Source organism: Clostridium sp. LS3, assembly GCF_055330225.1.
In genome coordinates this window covers 3,953,999-3,970,000 of the sequence record NZ_CM143921.1, presented here as the reverse complement: position 1 = coordinate 3,970,000, position 16,002 = coordinate 3,953,999, and the positions used below count along the sequence as shown (strand labels likewise).

Genomic DNA, 16,002 nt, shown 5'->3' with positions numbered 1-16,002 from the left:
TATCTCAGCTTTAGCTCTAACTATAATTCTTCCTTTTCCAGTTTCATACGCTGCTCTAATACCAGCTTTACCCATTATAGTAGCACCAGTTGGAAAATCCGGTCCCTTAATTACAGTCATTAATTCTAAAATAGTTGTTTCAGGGTTATCTATAAGCATTATTGTTCCGTCTATAACCTCGCCTAAATTATGAGGAGGAATATTTGTTGCCATACCTACAGCTATACCTGATGATCCATTTACTAAAAGGTTTGGATATCTTGATGGTAATACAACTGGTTCCTTTTCTTCACCATCAAAGTTAGGAATAAAATCTACCGTGTTTTTAGTTATATCTCTTAACATTTCGGCAGCAATTTTATTCATTTTTGCCTCAGTATATCTCATAGCAGCAGCGCTATCTCCATCTACTGAACCAAAGTTCCCATGACCATCTACCAGCATGTATCTCATTGAGAAATCTTGAGCCATTCTTACAAGTGCATCATAAACAGATGTATCACCATGTGGATGGTACTTACCTAAAACTTCCCCAACAATTCTTGCGCATTTTCTATATCCTTTTTCTGGAGCTAAACCTAGCTCATGCATAGAAAATAATATTCTTCTATGTACTGGCTTTAGTCCATCTCTAACATCTGGAAGTGCACGACCAACTATAACACTCATTGCATAGTCGATGTAGCATCTCTTCATTTCTTTGTTTATATCAATAGATATAACTTTTCCCTCGTTTAAACTCATGTACCTCACCTCGTTTTAGTACTAAATATCTAAATTGCTTACTTTCTTAGCATTCTTTTGAATAAATTCTCTTCTTGGTTCAACTTTATCGCCCATTAATATAGTAAATATTTCGTCTGCTGCTATAGCATCTTCTATAGTAGCCTTTAAAAGTACTCTTTTATCTGGATCCATAGTTGTATCCCATAATTGTGTTGCATTCATTTCTCCAAGACCTTTATATCTTTGTATAGCGGTTGAATTATCTTTTCCACCAACTTCATTTAATAATCTTTCAAGCTCTGAATCGGAATAAGCATAGTATTCTTTTTTATTTTTCTTTACTTGATAAAGTGGTGGTTGCGCTATATATACATGGCCTCCATCTAGTAAGCCTCTCATATATCTAAAGAAAAATGTTAATAATAGAGTTCTAATATGCGCTCCATCTACATCGGCATCAGTCATTATTATTATTCTACTATATCTTAATTTATCTTCATCAAAGTCTTCTCCTATTCCGGCACCAAATGCTGTAACCATAGACTTTATTGAATCAGCTGTTAGTATTCTATCTAATCTTTGTTTTTCAACATTTAATATTTTACCTCTTAATGGTAATATAGCTTGGAATCTTCTATTTCTTCCTTGTTTTGCTGATCCACCTGCCGAATCTCCCTCAACTATATAAATTTCACATTCTAATGGATCCTTAGATGAACAATCAGCTAATTTCCCAGGTAATGATGAACGTTCTAATACTGATTTTCTTGTTAATTCTCTTGCTTTTCTGGCCGCATCTCTGGCTCTTGCTGCCATTAATGCTTTCTCAATTATTATTTTTCCAACGTTAGGATTTTCCTCTAGGAATATTGATACTCCTTCTCCAACTATTGAATCAACTATTCCTCTAACCTCTGAGTTACCAAGTTTTGTTTTTGTTTGGCCCTCAAATTGCGGTTCAGATATCTTAATAGAAACAACTGCTGTTAAACCTTCTCTAATATCATCTCCTGATAAATTCTTATCATTATCTTTTAAATGATTAAACTTTTTAGCGTAATCATTTATAACTCTTGTTAAAGCTGTTTTAAATCCTGCTAAATGAGTTCCACCTTCTATGGTATCTATATTATTAGCAAATGAATATATATTCTCATTATAGCCATCGTTATATTGAAGTGATATTTCTGCTATTATTCCATCTCTTTCTCCCTCAACATATATTGGCTCTGCATGTAAAACTTCTTTATTTCTATTTAGATATGATATAAATTCCTTTATACCACCCTCATAGTGGTATATTTCTTCTTTGTTATCATCTTCTCTTTTATCAGTTAGTACTATTTTAATTCCTTTATTTAAGAAAGCTAATTCTCTTAATCTATGAGATAGTATATCGAAATCATATTCTGTTTCCTCAAATATTTCAGTATCAGGCTTAAATGAAACCTTTGTACCATGATTTTCTGATTCTCCTATTTCACATAAATCAGTTACAACAGCTCCTCTTGAATATTTTTGTTGCCATATGCTACCTTCTCTATTTACAGTTACTTCACACCACTCTGACAAAGCATTAACTACTGAGGCACCAACTCCATGTAATCCACCAGATACCTTATATCCTCCACCGCCGAATTTTCCTCCAGCATGAAGAACTGTCATTATAACCTCTACAGTTGACTTACCTATCTTAGGATGTATTCCAGTAGGCATTCCCCTACCATTATCTATTACAGTTATAGAATTGTCCTCATTAATAGCTACACTTATTTCCGTACAAAATCCAGCTAAAGCCTCATCTATACTATTATCAACTATTTCATACACAAGATGATGAAGACCTCTTGAACTAGTACTTCCTATGTACATTCCTGGTCTTTTTCTAACAGCTTCTAAGCCTTCTAAAACCTGAATTTGATTTTCATCATAACTTTGCTTGTTATTTTCCAACCTAATCTCCTCCTAAAATGAAATTTTATTATAATCACATGAAGATTTAATATTGGAACTATGGATTATAATCTATATTAGTTCTTTTTGTTAAAGTTGAAGATGAAATTGGAGATAAATAAATTTTACTCTTTTTATTAACTTCAGCTATAACAAATGATTTTGGTTTTTCTTTGGAAATCCTCTCTACAAACCCATCTTCTTCTGCCATTCTTAGAAAAGCACTAGTATCTGAGCTGTACATCGTAGTTTTCAAATCAAAAATTCCAATTACATCTTTAATTGGAACAACTACATTTTCTCCTAAATGTAAAAACATAAGAATTCCTCCCTTAATTTAGGATTTCTCCATCTTTAACTTTAAAGACTCTGGAGCTACTATCTAAATAATTAGTCAAATCTTCTATCCCAGTACACGTTATTACAGTTTGAATTTCTCCAATAGTACTAAGAATATATCTCTTTCTATTAAAATCTAACTCAGATAAAACATCATCTAATAACAATACTGGATATTCTGATGTCATTTCCTTTATTATTTTTAAAGATGAAAATTTTATTGTAAGAACAGAGCTTCTCTGCTGTCCTTGTGAGCCAAAACTCTTCGTATCTATGTTATTTATAAGAATAACAAAGTCATCTCTATGTGGCCCTACACTGGTTGTTCCTTTTTCAATATCCTTTTTTCTGTTCTTTTTTAAGATATCATAAAAGTTAGATTCTATATTTTCTAAATCCTTTATTGTACTTATATATTTAAATTCTATATTTTCTTTTCCTGAAGATATGTCTCTATGTATATCTTTTCCATAAAAATTTAATTTGTTAATATATTTAAGTCTATCTATTATTATATGATATCCATAATTTGCTAATTGTATATCATATACATCTAAAATTTCTTTATCTAAATTCTTATTTCTTAAAATAACATTTCTTTCATTCAGAACTTTATTATATTGAACTAGGTTATAGTAATACTTAGAATTTAACTGACATAACTCCATATCAATAAATTTTCTCCTTACTCCTGGAGAATCTTTTATAATCTTTAAATCTTCAGGCGAAAACATAACAACGTTAAAGTTCCCAAACAGCTCACCTATTTTAGAAACCTTAACTTTATTAATCCGTATTGCCTTTTTCCCATCCTTTAGTATATTTATATCAATATTTTTATCGAGTCTATCCTTGCCTACTAATAAACTTACATATGCGCTATCCGAATTCCAATTTATTAAATCCTTATCTTTTGATGTCCTATGAGATTTTGCAAACGCACAATAATAAATTGCTTCAAGAATATTAGTCTTACCTTGAGCATTATCCCCCATAAATACATTTACATTTTTACCAAGTGTTATATTTAAAGATTTATAGTTTCTATAATTTAACATTTGAAGTCTTTTAATATACATTTTTAACACCTATTTTAATTATAACATATTAGAGGAATAAAAGTAATTATAAGGTTAATACAAATAGAATATAGTTACTCTTTAAATAACTCTGTATTTTTCACCGTTAAATTCTACTATATCCCCTTGTCTGATTTTTTTTCCTCTCTGAACGCAAATCTCACCATTTACTTTAACCATTTCATCTAAAATATACATTTTAGCTTCAGAACCTAATGAGGCTGCTCCACACCATTTTAAAAAAGAATCTAATTTAATAAATTCTGTATTTATTTCTATATCAACCATTTCCAATTTCATGCATATTAATTCACAATTTATGCACGAATCTCCTTTCTTATCTTATTAACCTTACTGGTAAAACAAGATATTTTGAGTTATCTGTATTTTTACACTTTATAACACATGGGCTAACACTTGATGTCATTTCCATTTTAACTTCATCGTCATCAATATTTTTTAATACATCTAACAAATATCTAGAATTAAATGCAATTTGTATTTGATCTCCTTGCAGATTTATGTTTAATTCCTCTCTTACCTTTCCCAATTGAGAATTAGATGTTATTATCATAGTATCTTCTTGAACATCTAATTTTATTAAATTACTATTACCATCCTTAGCCATTAAGGATGCTCTTTCTATACAATTCTGTAGTTGTTGTTTATTAACATCCACTAAAATTTTATATTCTTGAGGTAGTAACGAAGAATAATTAACAAATTTACCGTCTAATAATCTAGAAATAACTTTAGTATTATTTAAATTAAATAATATATGGTTATTTGTGAAAGTTATTTTAACTATATCTGATACATCTTCTAATATTTTTGAAACTTCATTTAATGTTTTTCCTGGTATTACAACTTCTATATTATTATCATTGCCTAAAAATTCACTTCTTACAGCTAATCTATAACCATCTAGAGCTACTAAATTTAATACTTTATTATTAACCTCAAATAAAATTCCTTGAAGTATTGGCCTTGTTTCATCTTGAGCTACAGCAAATGATGTTCCCTTTATCATATTTTTAAGTATATTTTGAGGAACTTCAACTGACAAGTTTTCATTTATATTTGGTAAAGCTGGATAATCTTCACCATTCATATAGACTAAGTTAAATATTGATTTTTCACATGTAATCTGTATTATGTCATTTTCTAAAGTTTCTATTTTTATATCTGAATTAGGTAGTTTTCTTATAATTTCTCCAAAGATTTTTGCATCTATAACAATCATACCTTCTTCTAAAACATTCGCTTCTACTTTTGTTTCTATAGATACATCCATATCAGATCCTATTAAAGTTAATCCATCTTTTTTAGCATTTATGTAGATACCTTCTAATATAGGCATTGTTGTTTTTCCTGTTATAGCTTTGTTAGCAATTGATATACCTTCTTGTATTTTTTGTTTTTCGCAAATAAATATCATATAAAAACCTCCTTAAGTTATAAACATTTTGATTTTTTAAATATAGATAATATATATAAATATATAGATAAAAAATAATAATAGTAGTAGTAGGGGCTGTTAATATGTTGATAAGTGGCTCTAGCCGTTGAAATCACTAAATTGTTTATAAAAAAATATTGTGGATAAGTGAAGCAAAAATTACATGTCTTATCCACATTATTAACAAGTGATATTGTCTTACATAGTTATCCACAAATAATTCAATATATTTATGTACAGTTGTTAGTTAATTTTGAGTTAGTTTTTTTGTTATATCATTTACTGTGTGTTGTAGACTCTCATCTGTGTTTAAATTATCAGATATTTTTTCATAGGCATGTATTACAGTAGTATGGTCTCTACCCCCAAACTCTTCTCCGATTTTGGGCAGAGACATATCAGTCAACTTTCTACTTAAATACATTGCAATTTGCCTAGGATATGCTACATTTCTAGTTCTTCTTTGAGATTTTAAGTCTTCTATCCTAAGATTAAAATATCCAGCAACAACATCTTGAATAACATCTATAGTTACATTTTTATTTTGTTTATTTGATATTATATCCTTAAGAGCTTCACTAGCTAATTCGACAGTTATTGGCCTATTCGTCAATGATGAATAAGCTACTATTCTAATTAAAGCACCTTCAAGTTCTCTAATATTAGATTTAATTTTTGTTGCAATATAAACCATAACCTCATTTGCAACATTTAATTTTTCTACATCAGCCTTCTTTTTTAATATTGCCATTCTTGTTTCAAAATCTGGAGCTTGAATATCAGCAATTAAGCCCCATTCAAATCTAGAGCGTAATCTATCCTCTAAAGTAGGAATTTCCTTTGGAGGTCTATCTGATGATAAAATTATTTGCTTATTTGCATCATGTAATTCATTAAATGTATGGAAAAATTCTTCTTGAGTTCTTTCCTTTCCAGCTATAAACTGAATATCGTCTATAAGAAGAATGTCAACATTTCTATATTTATTTCTAAATTCTTCATTTTTATCATCTTTTATTGCATTTATAAGCTCATTTGTAAACTTTTCAGAAGACACATATACAACCTTGGCACTAGAATTATTTTGCAGCACATAATGTCCAATAGCATGCATTAAGTGAGTTTTTCCAAGTCCAACTCCTCCATAAATGAATAAAGGATTATATGCCTTGGCTGGAGATTCAGCAACTGCTAATGATGCTGCATGAGCAAACCTATTACTATTACCGATAACAAATGAATCAAAAGTATATTTAGGATTTAATGTACTAGACATTTCATCATTTACGGTAATAGATACTTTATCATCAAAATTTGATTTCTTTTCTTCCCTTTCTTCAGCTTCCTGAACATCAGATGCTACAATAAATTCTACTTTATATACTTTGGCGCAAGCTGCCTCTATAGAATTTACAACCAAATCCTTATAACGTTTTTCCAGTATATCTTGAGTAAAGGAATTTGGAACACTGATTTTTATTGTATTGGAAGATATAGAAATAGGCTCGCAGCTTTTAATCCATGTATTAAAACTAACTTCGCTCATTTCACCTTTTATTATATTTAATGTTTTTTCCCATAATGATTTTAGATCATTATCCATCTTATATCCTCCATAAAATAAATTTTATATTTAATTATTAAATAGTTAATAACAATATATCAACACACTTATTAACAGATGAAATTTCGTGTTAATAAATAAGAATAAAATTATTCACATGTTAATAATTATGTTGATGCTAAAGATATATATAAATTATCCACAGTATAAGTATGGACCTTTTTTAACATTATTAACATGGTATAAAAGCAATATTTTAGCTAAAAATATATATAATTATAAAAATAATAAAGAAAATGCAAACAAGTTATACACAATTTAATCCACAAGTGTGGATAAGTTGTTTGCTAAATAAAGTTATTCACATTCAATATTAATAATAACACAAGTCAAATAGAGTATTCAAGAAGTTATCCACAAAAAAATGTGGCAATATTTTTATATTTATCAACATAATTTGAAAATTATAGTGTATTGACATAAAATGCTGATGTATATATAATAATAAGGTAAATTTAAAATAGAGATTATAGTTTTTACTATAGAAATTACAATTTAAAGGGGGTGTAGTGAAATGTTCATGACATACCAACCAAAAAAGAGACAAAGAAAAAAAGAACATGGATTCAGAAAAAGAATGAAGACTTCATCAGGAAGAACTATTCTTAAGAAAAGAAGACAAAAAGGTAGAAAAAGATTAACAGCATAAGGGCCGCAAATAGTGGCCTTTTTTCTGCAATGCAGGAAAAAAAGGAGTAGAGAGTTTCCAATGGTGTACAGATTAAGAAAAAATAATGAATTTAAATTAGTATATAGAAGGGGAAAGTCTTTAGCTAATAATCTTTTGGTTTTATACATTTATAATAATAAGAAAAACAAATCAGAAGACAGGCTTACTTATAATAAGGTAGGAATTTCTGTTAGTAAAAAAGTTGGGAATAGTGTAGTTAGAAGTAGAAGTAAACGATTGATAACCGAAAGTTATAGACTTAATGAAAAAGACATTAAAACAGGTTATGACTTTGTGTTTGTAGCAAGAAGTGCTATAAAGGAGAAAAGTTTCGTTGAAGTTGAAGACGCAATGAAAAAACTTTTTTTAAAGGCAGGCTTATATAAGTAATGAAGAAATTAATGATAAAATCTATACATTTATATAGAAAATATATTTCACCAATGAGACCACCAACATGTATTTATGTTCCAACATGTTCACAATATGCAATAGATGCTATTAATAAATATGGAGCAATAAAGGGTGGTTTTTTAGCTATAAAGAGAATTTTAAGGTGTCATCCATTTTCTAAAGGTGGATATGATCCTGTAAAATAAGGAGGTTACGCATAAAATATGATGAACTTTTTATCGCCAATAACAGACTTTTTGAAGGTTATATTTGATAATCTTCATAATGTTATTCTTACAGTATTTAATATGGAACCAAGTGGTGTTTCATATGTATTAACAATTGCAATATTTACTATAATAATAAGATTGTTAATATTACCATTAAATATAAAATCAAGCAGATCAAATGCTAGAATGCAAGAGGTTCAACCTGAATTAAATGCAATACGTAAAAAATATGCAAATGATCCTCAAAAGATGCAAATGGAATCATCAAGGGTTATGAAAGAAAATAATGTAAGTATGTTTGGAGGCTGTCTTCCTACATTACTACCTTTGCCAATATTATTTGCTTTATACTATGTATTTATGAAAATAGATCAAGGGTCTGTAGTAGATGCATCATTTTTATGGATACCTAATGTATTTGTAAAGGATCCATATTTCATATTACCTGTATTGGCTTTCTTAAGTACTTATTTACCAAGTTTACTTTTAACTAAGTCAATGCCTAAAAATGAAGATAGTCCAATGAATATGGGAAGTATGAATATTATGATGGCTGGTATGATGGGGATAATGGCAATTAACTTCCAATCAATATTAGTTATTTATTGGGTAATAGGTGGAGTTATACAATTAGCACAAACTTATTTTATAAATTACTTACCAGCTAAAAAGAAAAAAGAAGCAAAAGAAGAAGATGAAAAGTTAAAAACTATTCAAAATGCAAAAAAAGCAACACCAAAGACTAAGAAGAAAAATTAAAATATGTTATTATTGAGTATTTACTAGGTGGTGAATAGGGTATGAAAACATTAGAAATGACGGGTAAAAGTGTAAGTGAAGCTTTAAAAAGTGCTCTAAAAGAGTTAAAGGTTACAGAGGATAAGGTCGAATATGAAGTTATAGAGGAAGGTTCTAAAGGATTTTTAAATCTTATAGGAACAAAGCCAGCAAAAATATTAGTTAAGGTTAAAAGAGATTATAAGGAAGATGTAAGAGTATTTTTGAGAAGTATTCTTGATAACATGGGAATACAAGCAGAAATAAGAATTAAAGAAACTGATGATATACTTTATATAAACTTAAATGGGCCTAAAATGGGATTAATAATTGGATATAGAGGAGAAACACTTGATTCTCTTCAATATCTAGCATCATTAGTAGTTAATAAAGAACATGATATTCCTTATAAAAAGGTAGTTTTAGATACTGAAAATTATAGAAAAAAAAGAGAAGAAACCTTAATAAGAGTGGCTGAAAAAACTGCATATAAAGTTAGAAAAACTGGAAGACCTTATAAACTAGAACCAATGAACCCTTATGAAAGAAGAGTAATACATTCTGCTTTACAGGACAATGACTATGTCTATACATTTAGTCAGGGGGATGAACCTCATAGAAGAATTGTAGTAGATATAAAGAAATAAAGGTGGGAAGGCCAATAGGCTTTCTTACCTTTATTTCTTTTGACTTAATTTAAATAGTTCTGTAAAATGAATATTAGTTAAAATGGGGTAGAATATATAAATACAAAGTATATTGAACAAAAGAAATTTTATCTAATATACATTAAGGAGGATAGAAGATGAAAGAATTTGATACAATTTGTGCAATATCAACAGCCATAGGTGAAGGTGGAATTGCAATTATAAGAGTATCTGGAGATAAAGCTTTAAATATAGTATCTGAAATTTTTAAATCAAAAAGTGGAAAAGATATAAGTGAAATGAAAACTTATACTATGAGATATGGGCACGTAGTTGATATAGATACAAATGATTTAATAGATGAAGTAATAATAAGTTATATGAAGGGGCCTAAAAGCTTTACGGCAGAGGATACAGTAGAAATAAATTGTCACGGTGGAGTAACATCAACAAATAAAGTTTTAGAAATGGTAATAAAAGCTGGTGCTAGGCTTGCAGAGCCAGGTGAATTTACTAAAAGAGCATTTTTGAACGGTAGAATAGATTTATCTCAAGCAGAAGCTGTTATGGACTTAATAACAGCTAAAACTGAATTAGCAATGAAATCAGCATTAATGCAAAGTACTGGATCGCTATCAGAAAAGATAAATAAGCTTAGGGAATATCTATTAAATGTATTAGCTCTAATAGAATATGCAGTAGATTTTACTGAAGATGATGAAGAGGTTGATCCAAGTATTCCTTTAAGAGTTAAGGATAGCCTTGAAAAGGCTTATGAACATATGAATAAGCTTCTTAAGAGTGCTGATGAAGGTAAAATAATAAGGGATGGATTAAGCTTAGCAATAGTAGGTAAACCGAATGTAGGAAAATCATCTTTATTAAATGTACTTCTTAAAGAAAAGAGAGCAATTGTTACTGATATTGCTGGTACAACTAGAGATGTAATAGAAGAATATATAAATTTAGATGGAATACCAGTAAAAATAATAGATACGGCAGGTATAAGAGAAACAGAAGATGTAGTTGAAAAAATAGGTGTAGAGAGATCTAAAGAAAAAATAAATGAAGCTGATTTAATTTTATTAGTATTAGATTCATCTAGAGAATTAGATAAAGAAGACAAAGATATAATAGAGGCTATTCAAAATAAAAAATCTATAGTTTTATTAAATAAAATGGATTTAGAAAGCAATTTAGATTACAATTTATTAGATAACTTTGAGAATATAATAAAAATTTCAGCCAAAGAAGATGTTGGAATAGATGGATTAAAAAATGAGATTAAAAATATGTTCTTTGATGGTAAAATAGATAGCGAAAGTTTAATAATATCTAACTCAAGACATAAGCAAGCTTTAATAAGAGCTAGGGAGAATTGTAGTGATGCTCTTATAAGAGTTAAAAATAATGAATTCCTTGATTTAATTTCTATATATGTTACTGCAGCATTAAAAGCTTTAGGAGAGATTACAGGTTCAGAATTAGAAGAAGATTTAGTTAATAAAATATTTAAAGAATTTTGTTGTGGAAAGTAGGAGAAATAAATATGAAATATAATGCGGGAGAATACGATGTAGTAGTTGTAGGTGCTGGTCATGCTGGTTGTGAAGCAGCACTAGCAACAGCTAGAATGGGATTAAAGACATTAATTTGTACAACTAATCTTGATTCAGTAGCTATGATGCCTTGTAATCCTAATATAGGAGGTACTGCTAAAGGTCATTTAGTAAGAGAAATAGATGCATTAGGTGGAGAGATGGGAGTAAATATAGATCATACCTATATACAATCAAGAATGCTTAATACATCTAAAGGACCAGCAGTTCATTCTTTAAGAGCACAGGCAGATAAGAAAAAGTATCAAAATAGAATGAAGAATGCTTTAGAGAATCAAGAAAATCTTAGTTTAAGACAACTAGAAGTTATAGAATTAGATGTTGAGGATGGAAAAGTTAAAGGTGTACTTACTAAAAACGGAGGCTATTTTCAATGTAAGGCTGTTATATTAACAACTGGAACTTACCTTAGAGCGAGAATAATCATAGGTGATGTTACATATAACAGTGGTCCAAATGGATTAGCAGCAGCGAATGAATTATCACAATCATTAATAGATCTAGGAATATCATTAAGAAGATTTAAAACTGGTACTCCAGCAAGGATAAACAAAAGATCAGTAGATTTTTCTAAAATGATAGAACAACCGGGTGATGAAAAAATAGTTCCATTTTCATTTATTAGTGGAGACATTTCAAGAGATCAAGTTTCTTGTTGGTTAACTTATACTAGTGAAGAAACTCATAAGATAATACAAGAAAATATATCTAGATCACCAATGTATAATGGATTAATAGAGGGGGTAGGACCTAGATATTGTCCATCTATAGAAGATAAAGTTATGAGATTTCCAGATAGAGAAAGACATCAATTATTTATAGAACCAGAAGGTGAAGATACTCAAGAAATGTATATTGGAGGAATGTCATCATCATTACCAGAAGATGTACAATTACAAATGTTAAGAACAGTTCCAGGTTTAGAGAATGTAGAGATAATGAGGACTGCATATGCAATAGAATATGACTCAATTGATCCAACTCAATTAAAGCCAACTTTAGAATTTAAAAACTTTGAAGGTTTATACGGTGCAGGACAATTAAATGGAAGCTCAGGGTATGAGGAAGCAGCAGCTCAAGGAATAGTTGCTGGTATAAATGCTGCATTAAAAATTAAAAATAAGGAATCAATGATATTAACTAGATCAGATGGATATATGGGTGTACTTATAGATGATTTAGTTACTAAGGGAACAAATGAGCCTTATAGAATGATGACCTCAAGAGCCGAATATAGGTTATTATTAAGACAAGACAATGCAGACTTTAGATTAACTGAAATTGGATATAAAGTAGGACTTGCAACAGAAGAAAGATATCAAAAGTTTTTAACAAGAAAAAACAATATAGAAAATGAAGTAAAGAGATTGAGAGAACTTCAAATAACTAACAAAAAAGAAGTAAATGAGTTTTTAGTTTCTTTAGGATCAACAGAGCTTAAAAAGCCTATTAGTTTTTATGAACTTATTAAGAGACCTGAGTTAGATTACTTTAGCTTAGTAAGTCTGGATATAGACAGATATGAATACGAAGATGATATTGGTGAACAAATAAATACAATTGCCAAGTATGAAGGGTATATAGAAAGTCAATTAGATCAAGTAAAACAATTTAAGAAGTTTGAAAAAAAATTGATTCCTGATGAATTAGATTATAAGGATGTAAAGGGCTTAAGAACTGAAGCAATACAAAAATTATCTAACATTAGACCTGTAAGTATAGGTCAAGCATCAAGAATATCAGGTGTTTCACCAGCAGATATATCTGTTTTACTAATTTATTTAGAACATCAATATAAGAAATAAATTTCTTTGGAGGAAATTATGGAATATTTTCAATTAATGAAAGAAGCTTCTTTAGAAGTTGGATTAGAATTATCAGAACATCAGTATAATCAGTTCATAAGTTATATGAAATTACTTCAAGAGTGGAATGAAAAGATAAATCTTACGGCAATAACACAGGATGAAGAAGTAATTAAAAAACATTTTATAGATTGTATTAAAGCTTTTAAGTCAGAAGCAATCAAAAATGCCAAGACTATAATAGATGTAGGAACAGGAGCAGGGTTTCCTGGGCTTCCTATAGCAATAATGAATCCTAATGTACAAGTAACATTATTAGATTCATTAAATAAAAGAATTAACTTTTTAAATACAGTTATAAACAATTTAGAGTTAAAGAATGTAACTACAATTCATTCTAGGGCAGAAGATGGATCAAGAAAACCAGAATTAAGAGAGAACTTTGATGTAGCTACATCAAGAGCTGTAGCTAATATGGCAGTATTGTCAGAGCTTTGTATGCCTTATGTAAAAATAGATGGCCACTTTGTTGCTTTAAAAGGACCTGCTATAGAAGAAGAACTTAAGGAGGCCCAAAAAGCTATAGCTGTTTTAGGTGGAGAACTAAATGGTATAGTAGAAGTTAATATTGAAGAGTCTGACTTAAAACATAATATAGTTGAAGTTAAAAAGATAAGTAAATGCCCTAAGGTATATCCTAGAAAAGCAGGAACAGTAAACAAAAAACCTATTAAATAAAATCATATTCTACAATATATATTAATAAAAAAAGTCGATTAATAAATTTTTTGAAAAGTATATAAATTCATTTGTAAATAATTAAGTTTTAATAAATAAATTTGTCTTATAATATTAAGGAATAAAAAGAAGGAAATTAGAGAAGAAAATAGAATTTTTAATTTATTGAATAAAAGTAATTTAATTGAATAAATGGTAACTTATAATAATAGGGGATGGTTGGGTGCATATGAATAGAGAAATTAATAATATTAGTGTAGATAAGATATTTCCAAATACTTATCAGCCGAGAAGATTTTTTAACGAAGAAGCATTAGAGGAGTTATCTCAATCTATAAGAGAGCATGGAATAATACAACCTATTACTGTTAGAAGAAGAGGAGAAAATTTCGAGTTAGTAGCAGGTGAAAGAAGATGGAGAGCTGCTAGAATGGCAGAGCTAGAAAGTGTACCATGCAATATTATTGAGATTACAGATACACAATCTGCAGAAATTGCTTTGTTAGAGAATTTACAAAGAGAGGATTTAAATTTTATTGAAGAAGCAGAGGCTTATTATAATCTTATAAATGATCATAAATTTACTCAAGATGAATTGGCTAAGAGAATGGGCAAAAAACAATCAACTATAGCTAATAAACTCAGATTACTAAAGCTTAGTTCAGAAGTTAGAGAGTCTTGTATAAAGAACAAACTAACAGAAAGACATGCTAGAGCGTTACTATCTTTACCTAACGAAGATTTGCAGTTAATAGTTATAGAAAAGGTTGTTAAAAATTCACTTAACGTTAAGGCCACTGAGGAAGCTGTTAATAAAGAATTATTAAAACTAGCTGGAGAAGAGTTAAATAATAAAGAAAAGAAAAAAATAAAAAGTGTTTTTCCAGCAAAACTATATGTAAATACTATTAAGCAAGTATTTGATAAATTTAATATACCAGCTGAGTATAAATTTAAAGATGAGGAAGAATTTATACAAATAACGGTATCTATACCTAAGAAATAATGAAAATAAGTATATTCTTAAATTTATTAAGAGTATACTTATTTTTTTGAAAAATAAAATAGTTAATTTAACTACTTTTTATTATGTTAATCTTTTAATATTAAGGAAAACTATATATAATATTATTATAAGAAGGGGGGTGAAGCTCTAAAGTAGAGCTTTTATATGAAGAAGGTTTGCATATTCAATCAAAAGGGTGGGGTTGGGAAAACTACCACAAATATAAATTTATGCGCATATCTAGCTATGGAGGGTTATAAGGTACTAACAATAGATATAGATCCCCAAGGAAATACAACAAGTGGGTTAGGCTTAGATAAAAGAAATTTAGAATTATCAATGTATGATGTATTAACCTCAGATGCCTCATTAAGAGAAGTGATTTTGAAAAGTGAGTTAGTACAAAACCTGTTTATAGCACCATCAACCATGGAATTAGCAGGAGCAGAGGTAGAAATTATAGGAAAAGAAAATAGGGAATTAATTTTAACTAATAAAATAAAAGAAATTGAAGATGAGTATGATTTTATTTTTATAGATTGTCCACCATCGTTAGGGGTTTTGACAATAAATGCATTAACATCAGTTGAATCAGTTTTAATACCAATTCAATGCGAATTTTATGCGCTTGAGGGAGTAGGTCAGCTTATTAATACTGTTCAATTAGTGAGAAAATCTTTAAATAAGGATTTGGAAATTGAAGGTGTTGTAATGACTATGTATGATTATAGAACAAATTTAAGTAATGAAGTTTTTAATGAAGTTAAGAATTTCTTTAATGATAAGGTTTATGAAACAGCAATATCAAGAAATATAAGGCTAGCAGAAGCACCAAGCTTTGGGTTGCCAATAATGCTATATGATGAAAAATGTAAGGGTGCAGAATCTTATAAGTCTTTAACAAAAGAATTTTTAAGTAGGCAATAAGTAGGTGATT

17 protein-coding genes (1 of these 17 running past the window's edge) are annotated in these 16,002 nt (G+C 29.0%); 10 read left to right on the top strand and 7 right to left on the bottom strand.

What is annotated here, in order from left to right; genetic code table 11:
• The 7 genes from gyrA to dnaA form a co-directional block, all read right to left on the bottom strand.
• Nucleotides 1–744, bottom strand: the beginning of a protein-coding gene (gene gyrA, locus ACZJV1_RS18770; protein ID WP_463651034.1) for a DNA gyrase subunit A. The gene continues 1,809 nt to the left of window position 1, outside the view; 744 of the gene's 2,553 nt are visible here — the first part of the coding sequence; the start codon lies at nt 742–744; its stop codon lies off the left edge, out of view.
• Between the two features lie 21 nt (nt 745–765).
• On the bottom strand, nt 766–2,679 hold the full coding sequence (gene gyrB / locus ACZJV1_RS18765) for a DNA topoisomerase (ATP-hydrolyzing) subunit B (protein ID WP_463651033.1): 1,914 nt from the start codon (nt 2,677–2,679) through the stop codon (nt 766–768).
• 58 nt (nt 2,680–2,737) lie between these two features.
• Nucleotides 2,738–2,998 carry an extracellular matrix regulator RemB gene (remB, locus tag ACZJV1_RS18760; RefSeq protein ID WP_411169324.1) on the bottom strand — a complete coding sequence of 87 codons (261 nt, stop codon included), beginning with the start codon at nt 2,996–2,998 and terminating at the stop codon, nt 2,738–2,740.
• Between the two features lie 13 nt (nt 2,999–3,011).
• Nucleotides 3,012–4,097, bottom strand: coding sequence for a DNA replication/repair protein RecF (recF, locus tag ACZJV1_RS18755; RefSeq protein ID WP_411169323.1), 1,086 nt, complete (start codon nt 4,095–4,097; stop codon nt 3,012–3,014).
• Between the two features lie 81 nt (nt 4,098–4,178).
• On the bottom strand, nt 4,179–4,385 hold the full coding sequence (gene yaaA, locus ACZJV1_RS18750; RefSeq protein ID WP_460289208.1) for a S4 domain-containing protein YaaA: 207 nt from the start codon (nt 4,383–4,385) through the stop codon (nt 4,179–4,181).
• 49 nt (nt 4,386–4,434) lie between these two features.
• Nucleotides 4,435–5,535 carry a DNA polymerase III subunit beta gene (gene dnaN / locus ACZJV1_RS18745; protein ID WP_460289090.1) on the bottom strand — a complete coding sequence of 367 codons (1,101 nt, stop codon included), beginning with the start codon at nt 5,533–5,535 and terminating at the stop codon, nt 4,435–4,437.
• 268 nt (nt 5,536–5,803) lie between these two features.
• Complete coding sequence (gene dnaA, locus ACZJV1_RS18740; protein ID WP_411169321.1) at nt 5,804–7,159, bottom strand: chromosomal replication initiator protein DnaA; 1,356 nt, start codon at nt 7,157–7,159, stop codon at nt 5,804–5,806.
• Between the two features lie 535 nt (nt 7,160–7,694).
• On the opposite strand from dnaA, the gene rpmH reads away from it, so the two are divergent.
• The 10 genes from rpmH to ACZJV1_RS18690 all read left to right on the top strand — a co-directional run bounded on the left by rpmH (nt 7,695) and on the right by ACZJV1_RS18690 (nt 15,992).
• Nucleotides 7,695–7,829 (top strand): 50S ribosomal protein L34, encoded by a 135-nt coding sequence (gene rpmH / locus ACZJV1_RS18735; RefSeq protein ID WP_411169320.1) that lies wholly within the window; start codon nt 7,695–7,697, stop codon nt 7,827–7,829.
• A 60-nt stretch (nt 7,830–7,889) separates the two neighbouring features.
• A complete protein-coding gene (gene rnpA, locus ACZJV1_RS18730) occupies nt 7,890–8,240 on the top strand; it encodes a ribonuclease P protein component (RefSeq protein WP_411169319.1) in 351 nt (116 codons plus the stop codon).
• Complete coding sequence (gene yidD / locus ACZJV1_RS18725) at nt 8,240–8,449, top strand: membrane protein insertion efficiency factor YidD (RefSeq protein ID WP_322379464.1); 210 nt, start codon at nt 8,240–8,242, stop codon at nt 8,447–8,449. Before rnpA ends, yidD begins: the two co-directional genes overlap by 1 nt.
• An 18-nt stretch (nt 8,450–8,467) precedes the next feature.
• Entirely contained in the window at nt 8,468–9,232 is a 765-nt protein-coding gene (gene yidC / locus ACZJV1_RS18720; RefSeq protein WP_460289091.1) for a membrane protein insertase YidC, read from the top strand.
• 41 nt (nt 9,233–9,273) lie between these two features.
• Nucleotides 9,274–9,897: an RNA-binding cell elongation regulator Jag/EloR gene (gene jag, locus ACZJV1_RS18715; protein WP_460289092.1), complete on the top strand. Its 624-nt coding sequence runs from the start codon at nt 9,274–9,276 to the stop codon at nt 9,895–9,897.
• A 158-nt stretch (nt 9,898–10,055) separates the two neighbouring features.
• Nucleotides 10,056–11,435: a tRNA uridine-5-carboxymethylaminomethyl(34) synthesis GTPase MnmE gene (gene mnmE, locus ACZJV1_RS18710; protein ID WP_460289093.1), complete on the top strand. Its 1,380-nt coding sequence runs from the start codon at nt 10,056–10,058 to the stop codon at nt 11,433–11,435.
• 11 nt (nt 11,436–11,446) lie between these two features.
• A complete protein-coding gene (gene mnmG, locus ACZJV1_RS18705; protein WP_460289094.1) occupies nt 11,447–13,321 on the top strand; it encodes a tRNA uridine-5-carboxymethylaminomethyl(34) synthesis enzyme MnmG in 1,875 nt (624 codons plus the stop codon).
• An 18-nt stretch (nt 13,322–13,339) separates the two neighbouring features.
• On the top strand, nt 13,340–14,059 hold the full coding sequence (rsmG, locus tag ACZJV1_RS18700; protein WP_463651032.1) for a 16S rRNA (guanine(527)-N(7))-methyltransferase RsmG: 720 nt from the start codon (nt 13,340–13,342) through the stop codon (nt 14,057–14,059).
• Nucleotides 14,060–14,288: 229 nt separating this feature from the next.
• A complete protein-coding gene (noc, locus tag ACZJV1_RS18695; RefSeq protein WP_411169314.1) occupies nt 14,289–15,065 on the top strand; it encodes a nucleoid occlusion protein in 777 nt (258 codons plus the stop codon).
• Nucleotides 15,066–15,230: 165 nt separating this feature from the next.
• Entirely contained in the window at nt 15,231–15,992 is a 762-nt protein-coding gene (locus tag ACZJV1_RS18690) for a ParA family protein (protein ID WP_411169313.1), read from the top strand.
• The last annotated feature ends 10 nt before the right edge of the window (nt 15,993–16,002 follow it).

Excerpts from the sequence above, each read along its gene's own strand:
- remB (WP_411169324.1), bottom strand. The coding sequence starts at position 2,998 with ATGTTTTTACATTTAGGAGAAAATGTAGTTGTTCCAATTAAAGATGTA.
- recF (WP_411169323.1), bottom strand. The coding sequence starts at position 4,097 with ATGTATATTAAAAGACTTCAAATGTTAAATTATAGAAACTATAAATCT.
- yaaA (WP_460289208.1), bottom strand. The coding sequence starts at position 4,385 with ATGGTTGATATAGAAATAAATACAGAATTTATTAAATTAGATTCTTTT.
- dnaN (WP_460289090.1), bottom strand. The coding sequence starts at position 5,535 with ATGATATTTATTTGCGAAAAACAAAAAATACAAGAAGGTATATCAATT.
- dnaA (WP_411169321.1), bottom strand. The coding sequence starts at position 7,159 with ATGGATAATGATCTAAAATCATTATGGGAAAAAACATTAAATATAATA.
- rpmH (WP_411169320.1), top strand. The coding sequence starts at position 7,695 with ATGTTCATGACATACCAACCAAAAAAGAGACAAAGAAAAAAAGAACAT.
- rnpA (WP_411169319.1), top strand. The coding sequence starts at position 7,890 with ATGGTGTACAGATTAAGAAAAAATAATGAATTTAAATTAGTATATAGA.
- yidD (WP_322379464.1), top strand. The coding sequence starts at position 8,240 with ATGAAGAAATTAATGATAAAATCTATACATTTATATAGAAAATATATT.
- yidC (WP_460289091.1), top strand. The coding sequence starts at position 8,468 with ATGATGAACTTTTTATCGCCAATAACAGACTTTTTGAAGGTTATATTT.
- jag (WP_460289092.1), top strand. The coding sequence starts at position 9,274 with ATGAAAACATTAGAAATGACGGGTAAAAGTGTAAGTGAAGCTTTAAAA.
- mnmE (WP_460289093.1), top strand. The coding sequence starts at position 10,056 with ATGAAAGAATTTGATACAATTTGTGCAATATCAACAGCCATAGGTGAA.
- mnmG (WP_460289094.1), top strand. The coding sequence starts at position 11,447 with ATGAAATATAATGCGGGAGAATACGATGTAGTAGTTGTAGGTGCTGGT.
- rsmG (WP_463651032.1), top strand. The coding sequence starts at position 13,340 with ATGGAATATTTTCAATTAATGAAAGAAGCTTCTTTAGAAGTTGGATTA.
- noc (WP_411169314.1), top strand. The coding sequence starts at position 14,289 with ATGAATAGAGAAATTAATAATATTAGTGTAGATAAGATATTTCCAAAT.
- ACZJV1_RS18690 (WP_411169313.1), top strand. The coding sequence starts at position 15,231 with ATGAAGAAGGTTTGCATATTCAATCAAAAGGGTGGGGTTGGGAAAACT.